This window comes from Nocardia sp. NBC_01009 (assembly GCF_045208035.1).
GTDB lineage: Bacteria > Actinomycetota > Actinomycetes > Mycobacteriales > Mycobacteriaceae > Nocardia.
The window spans coordinates 8,396,309-8,418,410 of record NZ_CP108695.1 but is presented as its reverse complement, the minus strand read 5'-3'; the positions used below and the strand labels follow the sequence as shown (position 1 = coordinate 8,418,410).

Below are 22,102 nucleotides of genomic sequence, written 5' to 3'. Positions count from 1 at the left end.
TCATGCGAATTAGTACAGATACGACTACCAAGTGCGCGCTCAGCCTGTTCGGGCTGGCGACGGTCGTCGTGGCGGCCACTGGGTGCCAGCTTCCGTTCGGCGATGAGAGCGTGACCGTACAGGCCGAGAATTCCGCTCTGGCAGCGGCTTTCGATCGGGTGCGGGATGCGCGAAATACCGCGCGGCTCGGAGATATCGTCACCGATTCGGGGATCGGGATCGGGGCGTGGGATCGGATGTACAGCTTCTACTCACCTGTGTCCGAGGACAAGGTGAATGCGACGCTCGGGACCAAGGACCTCGACTGGAAGGGGTTACCACAGGGCTCGGATTCCGCGATACAGGTTTTCGTGCGGGAAGGCAAGGTCGTGTACGCGTTTGACGACAAGGTCCCGCGCCACAGTGTGCACGCCAAGAAGTACGCGACGCCCGATTCCGTTGTGCAGACTCGGGAGACCAAGCAGGACGGACCACTGTCCAGTGGTCCGGTTTGGGTGCTGGATATCGAGGAATTCTCCTGACAGCACGTCACCCGCGACGGTTTCCGGCTCGGCATGTGGATCCGATTACGCCGCAACGACTATCGAACGGGCCGACTGTCCGCGCAAAGAGAGCAGGCTCTCACCGAACTCGGCATCGACTGGCATTCCGCCCGTAGCCGGTAGCCCAGCACGGACGCGCGGTGGACAACCGTTCAAATGTAAGGTCACCACCAAGCCTCGAGCCGCCTGGCTCCCGACGACCTCACGAGCGAGACCACTAAATTCCATCGATGAGGATCCGACCTTCCTATCTGGTTATGTTGTGCCGCCGTGATTTGCCATCATCGAAGTGTCACATGCTGATTCGCTTTTTCGGAGACACGGAGACACGGAGACACGTGCTGAACGTCAAAGCTTATGCCGCTCGAAGGGTACTCGGCCCGCTCGGGCTGGCCGCGCTCATTGCTGTCGGTTCGGGATGCAGTCAGTTGCCGCTCGGCGGTGACAAAGCCACCGTGGAGGACGAAAATCCAGATTTAGCCGCTGCTTTCAGTCGGCTCATCGATTCGAGAGGTTCCGCGAACCTCGACGAGATGATCGCTCAGGCCGGCATACCTGCCGGATCGTGGGACCGCATGTACTCGTTCGACTCGCCCAACACAGAGAAGGAACTCAACGCTGCTCTCGGCACCGATGGGCTCAGCTGGGCGAAACTTCCTGAGGATTCCGAGCAGACAACGCAGGTCTTCGTGCAGAACGGCAAAGTCGTGCGTGCGTTCAACGACAAGAAGCCGAGACACGGTGTCCGTAACGGAAAATACGCAATTCCAACTTCCGCCGTACACGCGGTAGAGGAGCCTCGCGGCTACCCGGCAACCGGCACCGTGTGGGTACTCGAAATAGACGAGTTCTCCTAGGCTGAGATGCGACGGCGAGTTCATGCGACAGCGCAGAGACGACTACTAGGCCGAAACCCGCTGTCAGGCATGAGCTAGCCGGACTGTGTCCGAATGTGGGGGTGCCGGTTGTGTTGTTGGCTTCTGCGGAGTTCCGGACTCAACGGTGCAGCAGGGTTTCGCGTTGCTTATGTGACAGCTTCTGGGGATTGCGCACGGAGTAGATCCCGCTGATGAGTCCGGCGTCGATGCGCACCGCCATCACGCTGTCGAGCTCCCCGTCGAGCAGAATGATCAGCGCCGGGTGTCTATTGACCTGTGTCGGTTGCAGTGTCGCCTCGGCGCCTATCGTGTTCCAGTAGATGGCGAACAGTCGAGATCGACTGGCATCCCACCCCTAACCGGTAACCACCGGAATTTCGGAGCGCATTGCCGGAATCGTGATGCACAAACAGGTGAAGCTACACCGGGCTGATGGAAGGCTGGTCACGCGTCGACAGGCTCGGGTCCGCGCCCGCCGGTATGAGGGGAGCGTGCGAGTATGCCCGGCGGAATACCAGCACGGCGGCGACCGCGACCGCGATGACGGCAGCGGTAATCGAGGGAAGCATGTCGCGTGAGGAGTCGACAAGGAGCGCACCGAGTCCGGAACCCGATGCGATCCCTACCTGGAAGGCCGCGACATAGTAGGAGCTCGCCAACTCGCGGCGTGCGGGCGCGGCGCGAATGATCCCGGCCTGAGACGCCGGGCCGAACGCGCCGTACCCACTGCCGCACAAGGCCATTGCCGCGAGCAGCAACACGCCCCGCCATACCGGCGCCGAGGTGGTGGCCGTGGAGGCCAGCAACAACATTCCCGCCAGATAGGTCGCCGCCGAAGCTATCGCACTGCCCTGCGGGTGGCGGTCGTTGTGCATGCCGACCAGGAAGTTTCCCGCACTTCCCGCCACGCCGAAGACGGTCAGCACCGTAACGAGGAGCCCCGAGCCATGCAGTATCGAGATGACGATCACCGCGAGATAGGTGTAGGTCGTGTAGTGCGCGGTCACAAAGACCAGGCAGATTACGCAAATCGCGGTAACGGCCCGCCAATCGACCCCACGATGGTCCGAGATATCTTGCGATGCTTTCGATTCCGCTGTATGTGCCGCCTTCGGTGAGGCTGGGAGGACCAACCACAGGCCGATAGCCGTGGCCGCGGTCCAGATCGCCACCAGTGCCGCAGTTTGCCGCCACCCCAGAGCGTGGCCGATGAGCGTGGTGAGCGGACTGCCCGCCACCAAGGCTAGCGACGCACCCGCGAACACGGCAGCGGTGGCTCGCCCCATGCGCGCGGGCGGCACCAGCAACGCGGCGACCGGCGGCACGAGCGACCAGAACAATCCGTGTACCAGCGCCGCAAGCACTCGGCTTGCGGCCAGCGCGGTGTAATTCGTCGCCATGGCGGTGATCACCTCGGAGCCGAACAGCGCGACCAGCGATAACAGTAGTGCGTTGACTCGCGACAACCGCGCGGTGATCAGTACCGATGGGATCGTCACCAGCGCGGAGATCGCTGCATATCCGCTGACCAGCAAGCCAATCCGGGCATCGGACACACCCAGGTCGCTTGCCATGTTCGGAACCAGCCCTACCGGAAGGACTTCGAATGTCACCGAGATGAATGTGGCTGACGCGAGCAGTAATAGCCGGATTCGGAGCACACATCAGGATGCGCGCAGCCCACAGCGCGTTCCCGTTGGGGTACGGCTCCGGTGGTGCAATTCTCCTAGGCTTGGCGCATTCTCTTCCGCTGCACGGTGAGACAAGACTTGCTACGCCAGCACCGGCGTGCGGGCGGAGGTACCGGTTGTGTTGTCGGTTTCCGCGCCGAGTTCCGGACTCAACGGTGCAGCGAGGTTTCGCGCCCGTTCGCCGAAACGGTGGGGTGTCGTCAGGAGAGGAAGCGCTGTAGTTCCGCGGTGACGAACTGGGGGTTCTCCTCGACGAGCCAATGTCCTGCATGCGGCACGTCGACCGCACGCACGATGTTGTTTATGCGCGGGGACACGGTGGCTCGGACCGCGTCGAGTTGCCCCTGGGCGGTCATGAGCAAGGTCGGGACACGTGTCGGTGCTGCTGCCACGGTGTCGCGGACGTCCTTGTCGAGGGCGCGGTAGAGCTCGAAGCCACCCGCCAGAGCCTCGGGCCGGCTGTAGGAGCGTGCGAATTCGTTGATCTCGGCGTCGGTGAACGGGGACCGATCCGACGTGCCACCGAATGCCGTGCCGCCGAAGGAGACCTGAGGGTAGAACATGGCCAGGTACTCGCGGACGTGGTCGCCGACAACCGCTTCGGGGACTCGCCGCTGGGAGTGGAAGGCGATGTGCCAGCTCAGTGAGCGGTAGGTCGGTGCATCGATCGCGGGCCCGGGTAGCGGCAGGTCGAGGTAGCCGAGGCGTGCGGTGTCGGCGGGGAACTGGGTGGCGTACTGGAATGCGACGGCGGCGCCGAAGTCGTGTCCGACGACGCGGGCATCCCGCACTCCGAGCCGGTCGGCGATCAGGGCGTGCACGTACCGCGCCAGGGTGGCCTTGTCGTAGGCGGTCGGTGAGCCGGTGCTGTCGCCCAGTCCGGGGAGGTCGACGGCGTATACGGTGTGGTTTTCGGCGAGTGCGGGCATGATCGGCCACCAGCCGTACCAGGTCTGTGGCCAACCATGGATCAGCACTATCGGCGTGCCGCTGCCGCCGGTCACATAGTGCATACGGACACCATCGACGTCGGCGAACTCGTGCCGGAAGGTGCTGTCGAACGCGGGGTTGTCCTGGGTGGCGGCGGCGTAGGGGGCGACGTCGGGGGCGGTCGTGGAACAGGCCGCGGCGCTGATCGTGATCAGGAGGGCGAGCGCGACGGCCGCCACCGCGCGCGCGGATCGGAGGAAGCCGTGTGTTGGCGGCCGGGTTGCGGTGATCATGTGTTCCTTGCCTGGAGTGGAAGTCAGCGGCCGGTTGTGCCGTCGATCAGTTCGCGGAGGATGTCGGCGTGGCCCGCGTGTCGGCCGGTCTCCTCGATCATGTGTGTGAGTGCCCAGCGGATGCTGGGAGTGGGGCGTCCCGGTCGCGGTCGAGGTATCGGTGCACCGAGATCGGTGCAGCCCTCGAGTATTTCGTTCGCGCGCTCGACCGCGGTTCGGTAGCGGGCGACGACGTCGGCCACGCGGTCCGCTGGAGAAGCCTGGAACGTCGCCTGCCAGTCGGTCACGTTGTCCCCGAGGAACATCGAGCGTTCGACGAAGGTCAGGTGCTCGAGCAGGCCGAGCAGGTTCGTGCCCGACGGCACTGCGGCCATGCGCACCTGCGGTTCGGGTGCGCCGTCGACCTTCGCGACGATCGAGGTCCGCAGATAGTCGAGGAATCCGCGCAGGACCTCGATCTCGTCGCTTCCGGTCCGAGGAGGCGGGGTGTCCCCGCGGCGGGTGCGGCGCGTCGTGCTGGGCACGGTGGTCTCCTTCCTTCGTCGCGAGCGTCAGGCGGTGCGGTGGATGAGCAGGACGTGGTCGGTGACCTCCGCGGTGCGCCCATCCGGTCCCGTCGCGATCCGGCGGGGTGCGTCGGACCGCTCGACCCTCCACGTCGCTGGATCCAGATCCATACCCGCGGCGACCTCCCGCGGGCTCGGGTACCGGAGGTTGGGATCGGAGTTCCACGACCACGGCGCGGTCGAGCCGTGGTCGACGACCAGTAGCCGCCCGTCCGGACGCAGCGCGTGCGCGGCCCGGCGCAGCACGGTGGCTCGGTCGAGGTCGAAGGGGGTGTGCAGATAGTGGGCGCAGATCAAATCGAACTCGCCCGGCGGGAAAGACTTTCGCAAGTCGTGCCGCTCGGCGACAACCCGGTCGCCCACGCCGTGTGCGCGTGCCAGGTCGGCGAGCCGCGCGACCGCCACGTCCGAGATGTCGGCGGCGGTGACATGCCAGCCCCGGCGGGCGAGCCACAGTGCATCGCCGCCGTCGCCGCATCCGAGGTCCAACGCATCTCCGGGCAGGAGTTCCGAAACCGCTTCGGTAAGAAGGTGATTCGGTTGCGGGTCGGTGGCTGCCGGCCCGGCGGCGTAGACGCCGTCCCAGAACGTGACCGCATCGGTGGTGCTCATCGAGACTCCTTCTGTCGGGACGCGCTCAGTCTCGCCGGGCCCGCCACGATCTGGCACGCAATCTTGCGGTTTCGGCAAGATGGTCTCGTGGACCGCGAAACCGACGACGTGCTCGACGCAGTGGGACCGAGACTGCGTGCGCTGCGCCGCGCCCGCGGGATCACCCTCGCCGACCTCGCGACGCTGACCGGGGTATCTGAAAGCACGCTGTCCCGGCTGGAGAGCGGGCAGCGCCGGGCGACCCTGGAGTTGCTGCTGCCGCTCGCCCGCACCTACGACATTCCGCTGGACGATCTCGTCGGTGCCCCGCGTACCGGCGACCCCCGGATCCATCTGAAGCCGATCCGGCGGTTCGGGATGATCTTCGTGCCGCTGTCCCGGCGGCCGGGTGGGATGCAGGCGTTCAAGATGATCATCCCCGGTCGGCCGGAACCGCTCGAACCGACACCGCAGACCCACGATGGCTTCGAATGGCTGTACGTGCTCAACGGTCGCCTGCGGCTGGTGCTCGGCGAGCGCGACCTGACATTGCCGCCCGGTGAGGCCGCGGAGTTCGACACATCCCTGCCGCACTGGCTGGGCAGCGCCGACGGCGGAGTGGTCGAGCTACTCATCCTGTTCGGCCCGCAAGGGATGCGTGCGCACGTGCGCGCCGACCAGCCTGAGAACCGTTGACCGACAACGGATCTTCTCCAGTCCAGAAAGAAGCTCCTGCTGCGACGTGCGCTCGTCGGCATTAGGGGGATGCCTCGAGCCGCACTAGGTCGCGACGCCGGCCGCGGCGGTGTGGTCGGCTCGGTCCGCCCGCTCAACGGCTACTTAAGACTGGCGATAGGACCGGTGCTCGGCCAAGCTCTGGTCCAGGTGCCCGGTGAGACGCTCCCCCAATGCGGCTGCCCACCATCGTGATCGGTGTGGCTCTCTCATGGCTTGCGTCTCACCGGGCGCCGTGCGGGGAGTGGCTCGAAAGGGGTTTGCCCGGGCTCGAAGTAGCGGTGCCCTCCCTAGCCTGAAAACACACGCTAGCCAGGGAGAACACCAGTGGCGGTCATCATCGGAATGGATCCACACAAACGCTCGGCCACCATCGAAATCATCGATGACATCGGGAAGGTTCTGGCCCTCGGCCGGTACGGCACCGACAAGACCGGCTATGCCGACATGCTGCGCGCCGGGCGTCGATTCACCGATCGAGTGTGGGCGATCGAAGGCTGCAACGGCATCGGCCGCCATATCGCACACCGGTTGGTCCACGACGGCGAAACGGTGCTGGATGTGCCGGCAAAACTGTCAGCGCAAGTACGCGTGTTCGCCACCGGCAACGGCCGCAAAACCGACCCAGTGGATGCGCACTCGGTAGCACTGGCAGCACTGCATTCACCGAATCTGCATCGTGTCGAGGCGGATTCGGAGCTGATCGTGCTGGGCATGCTCGCTGATCGCCGCGATGGTCTCGGCACGGCCCGCACCGAGACCGTCAACCGTCTGCACCGGATATTGCTGGACTTGTTCCCCGGCGGCGCCAAGAAATTCCTCTCCGCCATGCAGGCACGCAAGCTGATCGCGACGATCAAACCGCGCGATCCGGTCGGCAAGACCCGGCGTCGCCTCGCCGTCGAGCTGATCGGTGAGCTCGAAAGTATCGACCGCAAGATCAAAGCCGCCGACAAAGAACTCCAGCAGTTGGTCACCGACCGCGGCTCGACCCTCACCGACCTGCACGGCATCGGACCCTCCAGCGCCGCACGACTTCTCGCAGACACCGGTGACGTCCACCGTTTCCGCAACCGGGACCGATTCGCCTCCTGGAACGGCACCGCACCCTTGGACGCATCCTCAGGCGAGCAGCAACGACACCGCCTCTCCCGAGCCGGGAACCGACGAATCAACCGAGTCCTGCACATCATGGCCGTGGTTCAACTACGCAACCCCACCCCAGGACGCACCTATTTCGACACCAGGAAAGCAGCCGGGAAGACCTCGATGGAAGCCATGCGATCGCTCAAACGACAACTATCCAACGTCGTCTACACGCGCATACTCGCCGACCAGAAACGAAGCGAAACGGCAAGCCCGGGAGGGCAATCGGGAACGGCTCTGCAATCCAGCGCGACCGGCCTGACCCCGCACACCGGCCCTTCGAACAAGCCACATCCCGGACCTACCACCACCCAGCCTAACCACCGTCTCCCAGCCATGTCTTGACATAAAGGGGAGCCATGAGAGTGCCTTCGGTAGATGCATGTGACCGGCCGCGGGAGGCATGGGATCGTGTCGGCATGGTTGGATTTGCGGACCGGCTCGAGGCCGCCTGCCAGTGGCGGTGTGCCGCTGTCGACGCATCGCAGGACGGGTACTGGGTTCGCGATGCCGTGGAACGACAGGTGATAGCCGATATCTCAGCCGCCACCAACGCCTTACACGGTGGACGAATGCCTCCGTTCGTCGGCGACTCATGGCATGTGCGGATCGGACGGATCGCCAATTGGGCCGGTGTGCTTCGGCTGGCCGCATGCGCCGGGGGATGGGAACTGAGATCGGTCGTCGGGCACAACCCGCCGCGCCCTGCCGGCATGACCGAATTACTTTCGGGTATTTACGCCGTCGCTGAGCAAGGCGAGATATGGGGGCGGCAACTTCTAGCAGACCAACTGACGCCACCCGAACGCGAGATCGCCTTGGCCGAAGGCTTTTTCATTGGCCCAGGGTCCATAGAGGACCTCGAGCTGTTCTTCTATGACTGAGAATTTCCTGACTGCCAGCGGGTCCACCACGCCACAGCCATCTCCCGGAACGGCGACAGCTACCGGCTCGAGGACCGTGACGTCGGTCGCGTGCCGCAGCCGAGACCGATTGATTCCGCGGAGTTCCGGACTCAACGGTGCAGCGAGGTTTCGCGTTGCATATGCGACAGCTTCTGAGGATTGCGCACAGAGTAGATCCCGCTGATGAGTCCGGCGTCGATGCGCACCGCCATCACGCTGTCGAGCTCGCCGTCGAGCCGGATGATCAGCGCCGGGTATCCATTGACCTGTGTCGGTTGCAGTGTCGCCACGGCGCCGATCGTGTTCCAGTAGATGGCGAACAGTCGAGCCACTTGGTCGGCCCCGACGATGGGCCGCGGTAGGGCCTGCTTGATTCCGCCACCGTCGTTCAGGGCGACGACGTCGGGTGCGAGGATCTCGAGCAGGCGCTGTAGATCGCCGGTTTCGACCGCTCGTTGAAACGCTTCGAGTGCGTCTCGGGTCTCGGCCGCGGAAACGATTCCGCGCGGTCGGCGCGCGGCGACGTGTGCCCGTGCTCGGTGGGCGATCTGGCGGACCGCGGCGGGGGTCTTGTCGACGGCTTCGGCGATGTCGTTGTAGGCCAGGTCGAATACTTCGCGGAGCACGAATATCGCTCGCTCGGTCGGTGCGAGTGTTTCGAGCACGAGCAGCATTGCCATCGAGACGCTGTCGGCCAGCTCGATGTCCTCGGCTACGTCGGGGGCGGTGAGCAGTGGCTCGGGCAGCCAGGGGCCGACGTAGGACTCCTTGCGCCGGTCGAGGACACGCAGTCGGCTCAGCGACTGGCGGGTGGTGATCCGGACCAGGTAGGCACGCTGATCCTGCACGGTGTCGAGGTCGACGCCCGCCCACCGTAGCCAGGTCTCCTGCAGGACGTCTTCGGCGTCGGCGGCCGAGCCGAGCATCTCGTAGGCGACGGTGAACAGCAGGTTGCGGTGGGCGATGAACGCCTCGGTGGCGGGATCCGAGCGGTCATGAGGTAGCGGCGCCGTGTCCGTTGTTCGCTCGCTCATAGCCGACTCCTGCCTGTTTGCTCTCGACTGTGTCACACACCAGACGCCGGTCGGGCCCGCTTTGTGACACCTGCGATCGGTGGCGCACGTCACGTGGCCGAACTGTCACGGGGGTGTGGTCACCAGCGTCTTGTGTTCGTCGAGTTACACCAGACAGGAGGCTGACATGCAGGTTGTAGTAGTGGGCAGCGGCTACTCGGGCACGCTCGTGGCGAACCGGGTGGCCAAGAAGGTGAAGGGTGCCGAGATCGCGGTGATCAACCCGCGCCCGGACTTCGTGGAGCGGGTAAGGCTGCACCAGCAGATCGCCGGGACAGCCTCGGTGGCGACACCCCTCACGGAGGTCCTGCGTGCGGGGATCACGGCGCGGCTCGGCACTGTCGACAAGATCGGCGACGGCACCGTCGCCCTCACCGACGGCGAGAGAATCGACTTCGACTACGCCTTCCTGGCCGTGGGCAGCACAGTGGTGCCGATGCCGGGCGCGGTCCCGGTGGGCACGTGGGAAGGTGCGCAACAAGCTCGCGCGGCGCTGGCGGCGCTTCCCGCGGGCGGGCAGGTCACGGTCGTCGGAGGCGGTGCGACGGGCATCGAGACGGCGGCCGAGATCGCTGAGGCCAGGCCGGATGTGCGGGTGCGGCTGGTCGGGTCCTCGGTGGGCGGGGGCTTTGCCGAGGGAGCGCAGCTGCGGGTCCGCGCCGGACTGGAGCGGCTGAGCGTCGACATCGTCGATGACGGGGTGACCGAAGTATCCTCGGGCGCAGGGCAATTCGGCGGTGTCGTCCACCTGCGATCGGGAGCGTCATTCACCTCCGATCTGACCCTGTGGGCGATTGTGGCCGACGTTCCCGACCTCGCGGCGCGCAGCGGCCTCCAGGTCGATGCGCGTGGTCGCGTGGTCGTCGACGAATTCCTGCGCAGCGTCAGCGACGAGCGGATCTTCGCGGTGGGCGACTGCGCAGCCGTGCCCGGAGCTCGTTTCGCCTGCTACACCGCCCTACCGCAGGCCATTCACGCGGCCGACAACTTCACCCGGCTGCTCAAGGGGCGCACACCCAAACCGCACTCCTTCCCCTACTGGAACCGGGGCATCTCTCTGGGCAGGAAGGACGCGGTCGCCCAGTTCACCCATGCCGACGACACCGTCCGGCGGTCCTATCTCGCCGGTCGAAGCGCGGTCGTGCTCAAGGAAATGGGTTCCCACAGCGCGTTCTCCACCGCCCGCGCGGGCGTATCCAGCCTCTGATGAACAACACCGCAAAGGCTTCGCAACCAGGGAAGGACAATCGTCATGCGTATCGCAGTCTTCGGAGCCAACGGTCCCACCGGCCGCCTGCTCACCGGCCAGGCACTCGCCGCCGGACATCAGGTCGCCGCGGTCACCCGGCAGCCGGATTCGTTTCCGCTGCACCATGATCGGCTCGAGGTAGTCGGTGCCGATGTGCTCGATCCGGTGGCGGTCGACGCCGTAGTGGCGGAGCAGGATGCGGTGCTGTCGGCGCTCGGGGTGCCCGCTGGGAAGGAACCGATCAGCACCTATTCGCGTGGTGTGGCCAATATTGTCGCCGCGATGCAACGGCATCGGGTGCGTCGGCTTGCCGTGGTCAGCTCGAGCGGGGTCGACCCGCACCCGTACTCCGATGGCGGGTTCCTGTTCAACCGAGTACTACTGCCATACGTGACGCGGGTGCTGGGTAAGACGCTGTACGACGACATGCGGCGGATGGAAACGCTGGTCCGCGCCAGCGATCTGGACTGGACGATCGTGCGCCCGAGCGGGCTCTACCACCTGCCGTCGGTCACCGACTACACCGTCGTCGAGGGCCACGCCGATGGCAGGTTCACCGCCCGTGCGGACCTGGCGGCGAGCATGCTGTCCCTGCTGGACGGCGACCGCTACCTCCGCACCGCCGTCGGCGTCATCACGACCGTCGACAACCCCACCTTGCTCCAGTGGATCCGCGGCGAAGCACTCGCCAAGAGCTGAGCCGATTCGTCCACCGAGGCGCTACTGCAATGGGTACGCACTCCTTTTCGACGGTACGCACCCCGTATCGGCATACATCAAGGTGTGCGTACCGCCATTCAGGAGCGCGTGCCCGGTGCGTGGGGTAGGAGGTTGGCGCGGAGTGTCAGTGGGGGCCTCGTCGGTGTTGCCCGGCTCGGAGCGGTGTCCTTGTCCTCTCGCTGTTCCCACTCGCGCGTGGCAGAAGATATGTCTCCGGCCGCAGGTCCTGGCTGCGGTTATCCGGTGGTTCGATGCCGCGCTACTTGCGGCTCATTGACCAGTGAAGGTGCCTTCCAAGCGGTTTCGCGATCCCGGGTGGACCAGCCGCGCTGCGCTGACCAATCCCCGCGCCGACCACGTCCGCCGACGAATCAATAGGCAAGGTTCGGACCGCTTGATTCGAAGGAGTCGGCATTCGTCCGCACTGCCGAGTACTGCTTCGACAATGTGCTCCCCGCGCTCCAGCGGCGCGACTTCGCTCAGATAGTTGTTCGGCGTTTTCCGCGTGAAATCCTGGTCGAGGTAGCCGGGGGCTTCGCTCGGGCTGACGTATCTGTCTTCGACCTGAATCGGTGTGTCGTCTTCGAAATGCACCATCAGCGAGTGGAAGACCTTGCCGCGCATCAGATCCTGGATCACCGGGTTGGCTGTGTCGGCGTGTTCCTCGCGCACATAGATCACCTCGGTGCGGTGGCGGTGGCCGCGCCGTTGGATCTCGTCGGCGATGTTCTTCACCTCGAAGAGGGGGGATGCGGTCTTCGGCGGGGCGACGAAGGTGCCGACGCCCATCATGCGCACGATGAGTCCGTCGGCGGTGAGTTCGCGCAGTGCGCGGTTGATGGTCATGCGTGACAGGCCGAGTGCGGCGACGAGCTGGTTCTCCGAGGGCAGCTGGTCACCTTCGGACCAGTGGCCCGAATTGATCTGTGCGACAACGAGATTCTTCACGCGCTCGTAGGCAGGAGCCGATTCGGTTCCCGCGTCGTTGTACAACGCAGCAAGCTCTGCGTCGACGATCGCCACGATTCGAACCCCTATCCGTTGACTGCACGCTGATCATCCCATGTGGTCGGCGCTTGTCCGACAGCGCTTGACATGAGGTTGTCTATACAGGACTATACATCCTGTTCACGGGAAAACGTGAGCCAGCGCACAGTGCGTACGAGATGGTGGCCCAGCCGCATCACCTCGCACCAGCCGGACTCGCGGGAAAGAGATCAGGCCTATGACTATCGACGAACCATCCGAAGTCGTCCTCGCGCCGGAGCGTCGCACCATCGACGTCATCCCCGACGACGAACGGTATGGCTCCCCGTTCAGCCAGTTCACCCTCTGGTTCGGCGCCAACATGCAGATCACTGCGATCGTCGACGGCGCGTTGGCCGTCGTGTTCGGTGCGGATGCCATCTGGGCGATCCTCGGCCTGCTGATCGGCAATGTCCTCGGTGGCGCGGTGATGGCGCTGCATTCCGCACAGGGCCCGAGGCTCGGACTCCCGCAGATGATTTCCAGCCGCGCGCAGTTCGGTGTGTTCGGCGCGGTGCTTCCGCTGCTGCTGGTGGTGCTGATGTATCTCGGTTTCGCCGCCACCGGCAGCGTGCTCGCGGGCCAGGCTGTCAACAAGATCCTGCACATCGATAGCCCGACCGTCGGCATCGTCATTTTCGGCGCACTCACCGCATTCGTGGCGGTGACGGGATACAAGCTCATTCACGTCGTCGGACGCATCGCCACGGTCATGGGCATCATCGGCTTCACCTACCTGGCGATCCGGTTGTTCACCGAATACGACGTATCGGCCGTGGTGGGCGTCAAGGGCTTCGACATCGCCACCTTCCTGCTCGCGATCTCCCTCGGCGCGGGTTGGCAGCTGACCTTCGGGCCCTACGTGGCGGATTACTCCCGCTACCTGCCGCGCACCACCAGCGCCCGCGCGACGTTCTGGTCGACCTTCGCGGGCAGCGTCATCGGATCGCAGTGGGCGATGACCTTCGGCGCACTGGTGGCGGCGGTCGCAGGCAAGGCGTTCCTCGGCGACCAAGTGGGATTCGTCGGCAAACTCGCCGGGCCCGCCGTCGTCGCGACGCTGATCTACCTGGTGGTGCTGGTCGGCAAGCTGACCGTCAACTGCCTCAACGCCTACGGCGGCTTCATGTCGATCCTGACCACGGTGACCGCGTTCAACGGCCAGACCAAGATTTCCAGTGCCGCCCGCACCGCGTACATCGTGGGCTTCACCGCGGTGTCGGTCGTCGTCGCGGTCGGTGCCAGCGCCGACTTCCTCAACAACTTCAAGAACTTCGTACTGGTGCTGCTCATGGTCTTCACGCCGTGGAGCGCCATCAACCTCACCGACTACTACCTGATCTCGAAAGAGAAGGTGGACATCCCCGCGCTCTACGATCCCGACGCGCGCTACGGCCGCTGGAACAGCACCGCCCTCGCGTGCTACGTGATCGGCGTGCTGGCCCAGATCCCGTTCCTCGCCCAGAAGCTCTACACCGGACCGATTACCGAACAGCTGGGCGGCGCGGACATTTCTTGGATCGTCGGCATCGTCGTCACCGCAGCCCTCTACTACCCACTCGCGCGGCGCACCAGCAATCCGCCCGCCTCGATGATCTATCCCGCCGATCCAGCGACCACAAGGAGCATTCGATGACCGCACACCCCCCGGCTACCTCCGGCGCGCGCCGCGTGTCCGCACCGCGCGGCAGCGAACTCACCACGCTCGGCTGGCAGCAAGAGGGCGCGCTGCGCATGTTGATGAACAACCTGGATCCCGACGTAGCCGAGCACCCGGACGAGCTGGTCGTCTACGGTGGCACCGGCAAGGCCGCACGGACGTGGGAGGCCTTCGATGCGATGGTCCGCACGCTGAAGACCTTGAAGTCGGACGAGACCATGCTGGTGCAGTCGGGCAAGCCGGTCGGTGTCTTCCGCACCAACGAATGGGCGCCTCGGGTGCTCATCGCGAACTCGAATCTGGTTGGCGACTGGGCGAACTGGGAAGAATTCCGCCGCCTGGAGGAACTCGGCCTGACCATGTACGGGCAGATGACCGCAGGCTCCTGGATCTACATCGGAACCCAGGGCATCTTGCAGGGAACCTACGAAACCTTCGGCGCCGTCGCACGGAAGCTGGCGGCATCGGGTCGTTTGCCGAACAGCGACGGCACGCTGGCGGGCACGATCACTTTGACCGCGGGACTCGGTGGCATGGGCGGCGCGCAGCCGCTCGCTGTCACGATGAACGGTGGCGTCGCGATCTGCATCGATTGCGATGTGACCCGCATCGACCGCAGGATCGCCCACAAGTATCTCGACACCAAGGCCGTCGACCTCGAGGACGCGTTGCGCCTGGCCGTCGCGGCGCGTGATGCGAAGCGACCGCTGTCCATCGGCCTCGAAGGCAATGCGGCGGAAGTGTTTCCGCAGCTGCTCAAGATGGCGGCGCCCATCGATATCGTGACCGATCAGACCTCCGCGCACGACCCGCTGGCGTACCTGCCGATCGGCATGGACCTCGCCGATATGAAGGCGATGGCCGAGAAGGATCCGGCCAAGTTCACCGACGACGCCCGCGCGGCGATGGCCGCCCAGGTGCGGGCGATGGTCGGCTTCCTCGATCGCGGCGCAGAGGTCTTCGACTACGGCAATTCGATCCGTGACGAAGCCCGAAAGGCCGGATACGACCGGGCTTTCGACTTCCCTGGCTTCGTGCCCGCCTACATCCGTCCACTGTTCGAAGAGGGGCTCGGCCCGTTCCGATGGGCGGCGCTGTCGGGCGATCCGAAGGACATCGCCGCCACGGACAAAGCGATCGTGGAACTGTTCCCGGACAACGAGCATCTGCGCCGTTGGATCGAAATGGCAGGGGAGAAGGTGGCTTTCGAAGGTCTGCCCGCTCGTATCTGCTGGCTCGGATACGGCGAACGTCACCTCGCCGGGTTGAAGTTCAACGAGATGGTGGCCTCCGGCGAGCTGTCCGCGCCGATCGCCATCGGGCGCGACCACCTGGATTCGGGGTCGGTGGCCTCGCCGTATCGCGAAACCGAGTCGATGGCAGACGGTTCCGACGCGATCGCGGACTGGCCGTTGCTGAATGCCCTGGTGAACACGGCATCCGGTGCGTCCTGGGTGTCGATCCACCATGGCGGTGGCGTCGGCATGGGGCGTTCGATCCACGCCGGACAGGTGTGCATCGCGGACGGCACCGACCTCGCCGCCGAAAAGCTGACAAGGGTCCTCACCAATGATCCCGGTATGGGCGTGATCCGGCATGCCGACGCGGGCTATGAGCATGCCAACAATGTCGCCAGGGAGCGCGGCGTGCGCGTGCCGATGGCCGAGGCATGAGCGCCATGCGCTCCGATGTGCTCAGCGCCATGGGATCCACAGTCCTCACCGGCATTGGCACCCTCGTCACGAACGATCCCGACCTCGGTGCCGGTCCGCTCGGCATAATCCGTGATGCCGCCATCGTTTTCGACGAGGGCGTCGTCGCGTGGGTGGGTCTGTCCAGCGCTGCGCCGAGCGCCGACCGCGGACACGATCTCGGTGGCCGCGCAGTGTTGCCGGGCTTTGTCGAGAGCCATTCGCACCTGGTCTTCGCCGGTGATCGCGCCGAGGAGTTCGGGGCGCGGATGTCGGGAACGCCCTATGCGGCGGGCGGCATCCGCAACACGATCGCGGCGACCAGGGCCGCCACCGACGACGAGTTGCGCGCCAACACTCGCCGGTTGATGAACGAATCGCTGCGTGGGGGTAGCACGACCGTCGAAATCAAGACGGGCTACGGGCAGTCGGTGGAGAGCGAACTGCGCAGCGCCAAGATCGCGGCCGAGTTCACCGATGAAGTCACCCTGCTCGCCGCGCATGTGCCACCGCCGGAGTACGCGGGCCGCGCCGATGACTACGTGCGCATGGTCTGCGACGAGATGATCGATGTGTGTGCGCCGCACGCCAAGTGGATCGATGTGTTCTGTGAGCGGGGCGCATTCGATCGCGATCAGGCGTACGAGGTGCTCACGGCGGGTATGGCGAAGGGGCTCGTGCCGCGTGTGCACGGCAACCAATTGCAGACCGGCCCCGGCGTCGCGCTCGCGGTGGAGGTGGGCGCCGCGTCCGTCGATCACGTCACCTATGTCACCGCAGCGGACATCGACGCGCTGGCCCAGAGCTCGACGGTGGCGACTCTGCTTCCCGGCGCGGACTTTTCGACCCGCAACAAATACCCGGATGCCCGGGCGCTCATCGACGCCGGAGTCACCGTCGCGCTCGGAGCCGACTGCAATCCGGGCACTTCGTACACCACCAGCCTGCCGTTCTGCATTGCCATCGCGGTGCGGGACATGCACATGACACCCGAGGAAGCGGTGTGGGCCGCGACCGCGGGCGGGGCGCGGGCGCTGCGACGTGACGACATCGGCGTTCTGCGGCCGGGTGCGCTGGCGGATGCGATTGCCTTGGCCGCACCGTCCTATCTGCACCTTGCCTATCGGCCGGGAGTGCCACTGATCCAACAGGTTTGGCGGGCCGGTGTTTCGGGCTATACCGCTGATCGATGAGCTTTACCGATAAGGAGACCATGGTGCTACCCATTCCGGTGGCGACTGCTTTCGAGCCGTGGACCGGGCGTGACGACGGCAGTGGTGTGGAGCATCTGCGCTGGCATCACGTGGTGGAACCGTATGCCGCGCAGTCCAAGCTGGCCTCCTGCGTATTCATCGGCTTCGCCAGCGATGAGGGCGTGCACCGGAACAAGGGTCGCCGCGGTGCTGCCGCGGGACCACGTGCGCTGCGGCAGGCGTTGGCGTCGATGGCGCTCGCCACCCCGATCCGTGCCTTCGATGCGGGCACCGTGCCGGTCGACGACGACTTGGACGCGGGCCAGCGGGAACTGGGTTCGATGGTGCGCGCCACCCTCGATGCCGGCCACTTCCCTGTGGTGCTCGGCGGCGGCCACGAGGTGGCCTTGGGCACCTATCTAGGTCTGGCCGATTCGGCACTGCTGACTGTGCACCCGCGCATCGGAATCCTCAATCTCGACGCCCATTTCGATCTCCGATCCGATGAGATCCCCAGCTCGGGCACGCCGTTCCGGCAGATCTTCGATGCGGCGAGCGCGGCGGGCACTTCCGTCGAATACGCGGTGGTCGGCATCAGCCAGCCGAGTAATACGGCGGCGCTGTTCGACACCGCCGACCGCCTCGGCGTCCGCTACCTGTTCGACGATGAATGCGGTACCGGAAACCTCACCGCCGTACAGGATTTCGTGCAGGACTTCCTCGGCAGAGTCGATCTCGTCTACCTCACCATCGACCTCGATGTGCTGCCGGCCGCAGTAGCGCCCGGTGTCAGCGCCCCGGCCGCTTTCGGTGTGCCGCTGGAGACGATCCAACTCGTCGCCGACCTGCTCACCGCAAGCGGGAAACTCGCGGTATGCGACGTGGCCGAGCTCAATCCGGAATTCGACATCGACAATCGCACGGCGCGCACGGCGGCGCGACTTATCCATCGCATCGTCACCAGACACGTTCGGCTACAGCAGCTTCCATGAGGTGCAGAGGGGCTGTCGACTCTGGGCAGGGTCGCTACGGGGAGCTGCCACGACCTGTAACCGGCACATCGGCCGGGTCGTCGGTCGATCGGCCTGCGATGCCGGGCTATCGACCGACTTCGGGAGTCGACGCCGCGCTACGCCGACGCCGATATCGATGAGGTGCTCGACGAAAAGAAGGAGCCACCGGATCAAGCGGGGGACGAGTGGGACGTCACGAACGAGGGGTCGTGGCGACCACACTCGATCGGGTTTGCCGCAGCATGAAGGCGAGCCCGGCGAACGAATGGTCTGGACGACAGAGAACCTAGCCGTCGTCTGACTTCGCGCCCAGCTGCGATGACGCGCGAATCGCCATGCTGGAGAAGAGCCTGCCCGAGAAACCGAAGAGCAATGCGAGCGCGAGGGCAATCGGCGTAGTCGGCATCTCCCACACGTCACGGAAGATCGACCCGAGCAGATTGACCCGTGGATCGGACAACAGGGCGACCAGCAGTAGGCCGCCCACCGCGGTCAGCGCGCCGCCGACCGGACTCAGCACCCGAACTCCCCACGAGGACGGCGTATTTCGGTTGGTCAGCGAGCTGACCGTGGGGGCCAGGAACCCGCCGAGCGCACCCATCAACATCGTCACCTCGTGGCCGAGCACTATCCCGATTGCGATGACACCGTCGAGGCCGACGAGCGCGAGCCAGAGCGATACGCGTTGATGGTCGAATTCGGTGACGAGCCGGGCATCTTCGCGCTCGTGCACGAGCTCATGGGCGCGCTCGATGACGATCCGTTTGCTGTTCGGCGTGGCGGCCTCGTGTAATTGTCGCCCTAATCGCCCCGCCTCCTTGTCGTCGAGCACCTGCAACCGGGCGATGATCTGTGCGCCGTAGGTCATGAGGTCGGGTTCCGGGACTAGTTGCACGAACCGCCGGTTCACCGCATTCAAATGTTGCAGATCGGCGGCGAGCTGGGTGAGCGGCGCATCGAAGAGCCATGCGAGCCGCCTACGCATCCAGCTGCCGGGCGATCGCCGCTGAGCCGTTGTCGGGCCACTCAGTTTGTCGATGGCCGCATCGATCGTCGCGCGCGCGACTTCTGTCGCCTCATCGCGGCTGGATCGAGCCCCGATGATCGTTGCGCGCTCCCGCGCCAGATCCACCTGAGTCAGCAGTAAGCGTTTGCGCGGTCCGGCTATCACGCCGCGGTTGGTGATCATGATGATGAGGAGATAGCCGAGGCATACCAGGACGATAACCAGTGCGTTCACGGCTACCTCCCTGCGCACGGGAGAGCCCCCGGCCGCTCCGAATGCTCATGGTCCGTCAGTCTGGGTGCGTTCGGCACGGTTAAAAGATCTTTCGGTAATTGGGTGACATGTGGTCACAGTGATAGCCCGGTATGGGTGAGGAAGTTGAAGCACAGGTCGTAGTCGCCACCGACGCGGTCGAGGCCGGCTTCGGCGGCCGCCTGTGCCTTGTCGAGGGTGTCGGGGCACAGGTTGGCCAGCTGCCTGGACTTGATATTGCCCCAGACCTGTTCGATAGGGTTGAGGTCGTAGGCGTAGCCGGGCAGCTGCTCGGCGCGCAGCCAGTGTCGTTGCGTGGCGATCCAGCCCTGTCAGGAGCCGGAATACTCGTTCAGTTTGGAGTTCAGATAGTCCCACGGGAAGTTCGAGCCCACGTCGGTGTGCGAACCGTTGTGCTTACCGATCGTGTAGGCATTGTGATCGGCTATCCCGGCCTGGTCGTTCCCGAGCTCTTCCGGTGTGATGGTGCGGATGGGAATCCGGTACTTGCGGCAGTCCTGCACCGCGATCCAGACTGCACAGTCGATGCCGCGCTGCATATTCGAGAACCATTCGTCGCGGGTCCACGCGACCCGCGAGCCTGCGAAACAAAGGTTGATCGATTGCGGGTTGCCGCTGAGCACCGACCACGACGCCAGATCCGTATCCACCACGTCGATCACCATGCCGGAGTTGTCGACCGTGTAGTGATAGGACACCCCGGAGTTAGGGTTCTGCAGGTAGTTCGCCAGCGACTGGGCGTCGCCGTCTCCCTCCTGCGTGTGCAGCAGGAACCAGAGGATCGGCGCGCCGTTGCGGGATTCGCAGTTCGGGCTGACGCTGGTCTGATCTTCTTCCTTGTTCATCGGCGATGTCATGGTCATGTTGTGTCCCCTCCTGGTTGCCGAGCAGCCGACCACTGTCCGTAGTCGTCCTTCAGAGCCTCGTTCACATCGACGCCGACGCCATCCACCTGGCGCTGGTCGATCTCGATCTGATGCAGATGTGCCTGCGGATGATCTCCATTGATGGACGGATCACCGGACCAGTTGTGCTGCCAGAACCACCGCGCCACACCATCTTCCAGCGCCCAATCGATGCAGCGGGCGTTGCAGTAGACGCCTGTCCATTCGAGGCCGACAACCGACGCCCAGCCGCGCAGGAACGGGGCGATGAGGTTGGTCCAGTCCTCCAGGCTCGGGTTGTCGTCAACCGGGGCATACAGCGGACGATAGCCGGGCCCGCCGGCCTCGAAGTGCAGGCGCAGTGCGGTTTCCGCGTGCCGGGCACCGCCGTCGTAGCCGCCGCGCCAGTCCGCGGTCTCGCCCTTGCCGTATTGATAGTTGGTGACGATCTCCAGTCCCGCATCGCGCAGCCGATCACAGTAGTCACGGCGTAGCCGCTTGGCACCGAAGTTGGTACCTGGACGCGACTCGGAGAAGTATCCGACCACTCCGGCGAAACCGGCGGCCCTGATGTCGGCGGGCTCGATAAGTGCCGCCGAGAAGTCGATCAGCTGAGCCACGACAGTCCTCCGGACGCCCGACGACTGCAGCCCGCGGATTGCGCACAGAAGCAGCGTTGAAAACGCAAAATGTATTGTCCTTCCACATGTTCCGGCGACTCGACTGATCACGCAAAGCCTGGCAACCCGGACGACACCGCGCAATTACTCAGCGGACGAGCGGATCAACGGGTTGATGACACCAACCCTTGAACGGCGGGTTGTCCCGGATCCGCAGGTGCTGTCGAGCCGTGAGCTCGGCTACCGATCCACGCGCGTGTCGAACGGATCAGTTTGGGACGCAGGACAATTCGCAGAATCCTGACCTTGTTTCGCCCCCTCCGACGTACCTGCGTTCCGCCCGGCAGTATACAACTGCATATCAAGGGTTCTGCGGCGCAATCCCCAAACGTGTTTCAGCACAACGTTCTTCACCCAGGTCGGGCGTGGTGCTCCTGCGATGGACTGCGCAACCAGCCGCATGGTCTGTCCAGATCACTGACAGTCCCCCTTCGGTAATTCGGTGCGTCGTTGCAGGTGGGTTGTGATGCGGTGCAGGACAATCCCGGAGTGTCTGGGCGAGTGCCGTTGTCGGGTGAGCGGAAGGGGGCGAAAGCGGCCGGCTGCTCGTCGGGATTTCGACGCTCTGCGGGAGCGCCGTATGCGATCGGTGGAGATGTTCGAGGCCGGTAGACAGCGGGTCGACGTCGTTGTGGAGCTCGAGGTGTCGGCGCAGGCCCAGAATCACTCAATTACCGAAAGATCTGTAACCGACTACTCGTTATATCCAGACGGGAGAGCAGATGAAGACAGCCGATCTCGGCACCACTCGCTGGATGCAGTGTGGTGCCTCATGGGTCGGCAACCACCAGTGCGATGTCTGCAACGGGTGGTGTCGCGCGATCAGCTGCTGACCGGATTCGCGACCAGAACCAACGGGCGACTACCGCCGAGGCCGCATCGCTTCGGCGGGAAACCTCGCCCTGCTCTACTCGACGCCCAGCGAGACTTCGGTCGACTTGATGAGAACCTTGACCGGTTTGCCTTCGGCGAGTCCGAGGTCCTCGACGGCATCCCTGGTGATCGAGGAGGTGATCTCGTCTCCGCCGGTCAGCTGGATCCGCACGACGGCCATCGCTTCGCCTCGGGTGACCGAGAGGACGGTTCCATCGAGCTGGTTGCGCGTGCTCAGTCGCATGGAGGTGAGCATACGCAGCGCGCTGGCGGCTGAGTGGGAACTCCAGCCGGTGTCGATCAGCTGCCCGACCTTTCCGAACCCAGCGAGTCAGTTGCGACGCGGAAGGCTGCGAATTTCAGGTGCGCCGGGCGCGATTTTCCAGCTTCCGACCGCCGAACAGGGCTTTGCTCTGCCCGCAGGGCCGAGGGCCCCGGCGGCATCCACCTGCTGTCAACGGTGTTGCGCGGACAGGACGCTGGT

22 protein-coding genes are annotated in these 22,102 nt (G+C 65.0%); 12 read left to right on the top strand and 10 right to left on the bottom strand.

Going from position 1 to position 22,102, the window contains the following annotated elements; all coding sequences use genetic code 11:
• Window positions 1-2: 2 nt before the first annotated feature.
• The 3 genes from OHA42_RS38060 to OHA42_RS38050 all read left to right on the top strand — a co-directional run bounded on the left by OHA42_RS38060 (window position 3) and on the right by OHA42_RS38050 (window position 1,399).
• Complete coding sequence (locus OHA42_RS38060) at window positions 3-521, top strand: hypothetical protein (RefSeq protein WP_406233220.1); 519 nt, start codon at window positions 3-5, stop codon at window positions 519-521.
• A gap of 33 nt (window positions 522-554) precedes the next feature.
• Window positions 555-665, top strand: coding sequence for a hypothetical protein (locus OHA42_RS38055; protein WP_406233218.1), 111 nt, complete (start codon window positions 555-557; stop codon window positions 663-665).
• Between the two features lie 107 nt (window positions 666-772).
• Window positions 773-1,399 (top strand): hypothetical protein, encoded by a 627-nt coding sequence (locus OHA42_RS38050; RefSeq protein ID WP_406233216.1) that lies wholly within the window; start codon window positions 773-775, stop codon window positions 1,397-1,399.
• Window positions 1,400-1,839: 440 nt separating this feature from the next.
• Here the strand turns inward: OHA42_RS38050 and OHA42_RS38045 are convergent, their stop codons facing one another.
• From OHA42_RS38045 to OHA42_RS38030, 4 genes are all read right to left on the bottom strand, one after another.
• Window positions 1,840-3,033 (bottom strand): MFS transporter, encoded by a 1,194-nt coding sequence (locus OHA42_RS38045; RefSeq protein WP_406233214.1) that lies wholly within the window; start codon window positions 3,031-3,033, stop codon window positions 1,840-1,842.
• 278 nt (window positions 3,034-3,311) lie between these two features.
• Complete coding sequence (locus tag OHA42_RS38040) at window positions 3,312-4,334, bottom strand: alpha/beta fold hydrolase (RefSeq protein WP_406233212.1); 1,023 nt, start codon at window positions 4,332-4,334, stop codon at window positions 3,312-3,314.
• A gap of 23 nt (window positions 4,335-4,357) precedes the next feature.
• A complete protein-coding gene (locus OHA42_RS38035) occupies window positions 4,358-4,858 on the bottom strand; it encodes a DinB family protein (RefSeq protein WP_406233210.1) in 501 nt (166 codons plus the stop codon).
• A gap of 27 nt (window positions 4,859-4,885) precedes the next feature.
• Window positions 4,886-5,512, bottom strand: a complete 627-nt coding sequence (locus tag OHA42_RS38030) for an SAM-dependent methyltransferase (protein WP_406233208.1) — start codon at window positions 5,510-5,512, stop codon at window positions 4,886-4,888.
• Between the two features lie 87 nt (window positions 5,513-5,599).
• On the opposite strand from OHA42_RS38030, the gene OHA42_RS38025 reads away from it, so the two are divergent.
• The 3 genes from OHA42_RS38025 (at window position 5,600) to OHA42_RS38015 (ending at window position 8,256) form a co-directional block, all read left to right on the top strand.
• Window positions 5,600-6,187: a helix-turn-helix domain-containing protein gene (locus tag OHA42_RS38025; RefSeq protein WP_406233206.1), complete on the top strand. Its 588-nt coding sequence runs from the start codon at window positions 5,600-5,602 to the stop codon at window positions 6,185-6,187.
• A gap of 366 nt (window positions 6,188-6,553) precedes the next feature.
• The gene (locus tag OHA42_RS38020) at window positions 6,554-7,717 is read left to right on the top strand and encodes an IS110 family transposase (RefSeq protein WP_406229495.1); all 1,164 of its coding nucleotides are present in this window, start codon (window positions 6,554-6,556) and stop codon (window positions 7,715-7,717) included.
• A gap of 74 nt (window positions 7,718-7,791) precedes the next feature.
• Window positions 7,792-8,256: a hypothetical protein gene (locus OHA42_RS38015; RefSeq protein WP_406233205.1), complete on the top strand. Its 465-nt coding sequence runs from the start codon at window positions 7,792-7,794 to the stop codon at window positions 8,254-8,256.
• A 131-nt stretch (window positions 8,257-8,387) separates the two neighbouring features.
• On the opposite strand, the gene OHA42_RS38010 is transcribed toward OHA42_RS38015, so the two are convergent.
• Window positions 8,388-9,311, bottom strand: a complete 924-nt coding sequence (locus OHA42_RS38010) for an RNA polymerase sigma-70 factor (RefSeq protein ID WP_406233203.1) — start codon at window positions 9,309-9,311, stop codon at window positions 8,388-8,390.
• 166 nt (window positions 9,312-9,477) lie between these two features.
• Here OHA42_RS38010 and OHA42_RS38005 point away from each other — a divergent pair, with 166 nt between their 5' ends.
• On the top strand, window positions 9,478-10,557 hold the full coding sequence (locus OHA42_RS38005; RefSeq protein WP_406233201.1) for an NAD(P)/FAD-dependent oxidoreductase: 1,080 nt from the start codon (window positions 9,478-9,480) through the stop codon (window positions 10,555-10,557).
• Window positions 10,558-10,602: 45 nt separating this feature from the next.
• The gene (locus OHA42_RS38000; protein ID WP_406233199.1) at window positions 10,603-11,298 is read left to right on the top strand and encodes an NAD(P)-dependent oxidoreductase; all 696 of its coding nucleotides are present in this window, start codon (window positions 10,603-10,605) and stop codon (window positions 11,296-11,298) included.
• Window positions 11,299-11,589: 291 nt separating this feature from the next.
• Here the strand turns inward: OHA42_RS38000 and hutC are convergent, their stop codons facing one another.
• A complete protein-coding gene (gene hutC / locus OHA42_RS37995) occupies window positions 11,590-12,342 on the bottom strand; it encodes a histidine utilization repressor (RefSeq protein ID WP_406233198.1) in 753 nt (250 codons plus the stop codon).
• Window positions 12,343-12,544: 202 nt separating this feature from the next.
• Between hutC and OHA42_RS37990 the strand changes: the two genes are divergently transcribed.
• Genes OHA42_RS37990 through hutG form a run of 4 tightly spaced genes read left to right on the top strand, consistent with a single transcriptional unit; the run spans window position 12,545 to window position 17,881 of the window.
• Window positions 12,545-13,981: a purine-cytosine permease family protein gene (locus tag OHA42_RS37990; protein ID WP_406233197.1), complete on the top strand. Its 1,437-nt coding sequence runs from the start codon at window positions 12,545-12,547 to the stop codon at window positions 13,979-13,981.
• Entirely contained in the window at window positions 13,978-15,678 is a 1,701-nt protein-coding gene (hutU, locus tag OHA42_RS37985) for a urocanate hydratase (protein ID WP_406233195.1), read from the top strand. The genes OHA42_RS37990 and hutU overlap by 4 nt, the downstream gene beginning before the upstream one ends.
• Before the next feature lie 29 nt (window positions 15,679-15,707).
• Window positions 15,708-16,889: an imidazolonepropionase gene (hutI, locus tag OHA42_RS37980; protein WP_406239882.1), complete on the top strand. Its 1,182-nt coding sequence runs from the start codon at window positions 15,708-15,710 to the stop codon at window positions 16,887-16,889.
• Window positions 16,886-17,881 carry a formimidoylglutamase gene (gene hutG / locus OHA42_RS37975; RefSeq protein WP_406233193.1) on the top strand — a complete coding sequence of 332 codons (996 nt, stop codon included), beginning with the start codon at window positions 16,886-16,888 and terminating at the stop codon, window positions 17,879-17,881. The genes hutI and hutG overlap by 4 nt, the downstream gene beginning before the upstream one ends.
• 307 nt (window positions 17,882-18,188) lie before the next feature.
• Here hutG and OHA42_RS37970 read toward each other — a convergent pair whose 3' ends face one another.
• The 4 genes from OHA42_RS37970 to OHA42_RS37955 all read right to left on the bottom strand — a co-directional run bounded on the left by OHA42_RS37970 (window position 18,189) and on the right by OHA42_RS37955 (window position 21,862).
• The gene (locus OHA42_RS37970; protein ID WP_406233191.1) at window positions 18,189-19,142 is read right to left on the bottom strand and encodes a hypothetical protein; all 954 of its coding nucleotides are present in this window, start codon (window positions 19,140-19,142) and stop codon (window positions 18,189-18,191) included.
• A gap of 350 nt (window positions 19,143-19,492) precedes the next feature.
• Window positions 19,493-20,044 (bottom strand): N-acetylmuramoyl-L-alanine amidase, encoded by a 552-nt coding sequence (locus tag OHA42_RS37965; protein ID WP_406233190.1) that lies wholly within the window; start codon window positions 20,042-20,044, stop codon window positions 19,493-19,495.
• Window positions 20,041-20,685 carry a DUF1906 domain-containing protein gene (locus OHA42_RS37960; protein ID WP_406233189.1) on the bottom strand — a complete coding sequence of 215 codons (645 nt, stop codon included), beginning with the start codon at window positions 20,683-20,685 and terminating at the stop codon, window positions 20,041-20,043. Before OHA42_RS37960 ends, OHA42_RS37965 begins: the two co-directional genes overlap by 4 nt.
• 967 nt (window positions 20,686-21,652) lie before the next feature.
• Complete coding sequence (locus OHA42_RS37955; RefSeq protein ID WP_406233187.1) at window positions 21,653-21,862, bottom strand: molybdopterin-binding protein; 210 nt, start codon at window positions 21,860-21,862, stop codon at window positions 21,653-21,655.
• Between the last annotated feature and the right edge of the window lie 240 nt (window positions 21,863-22,102).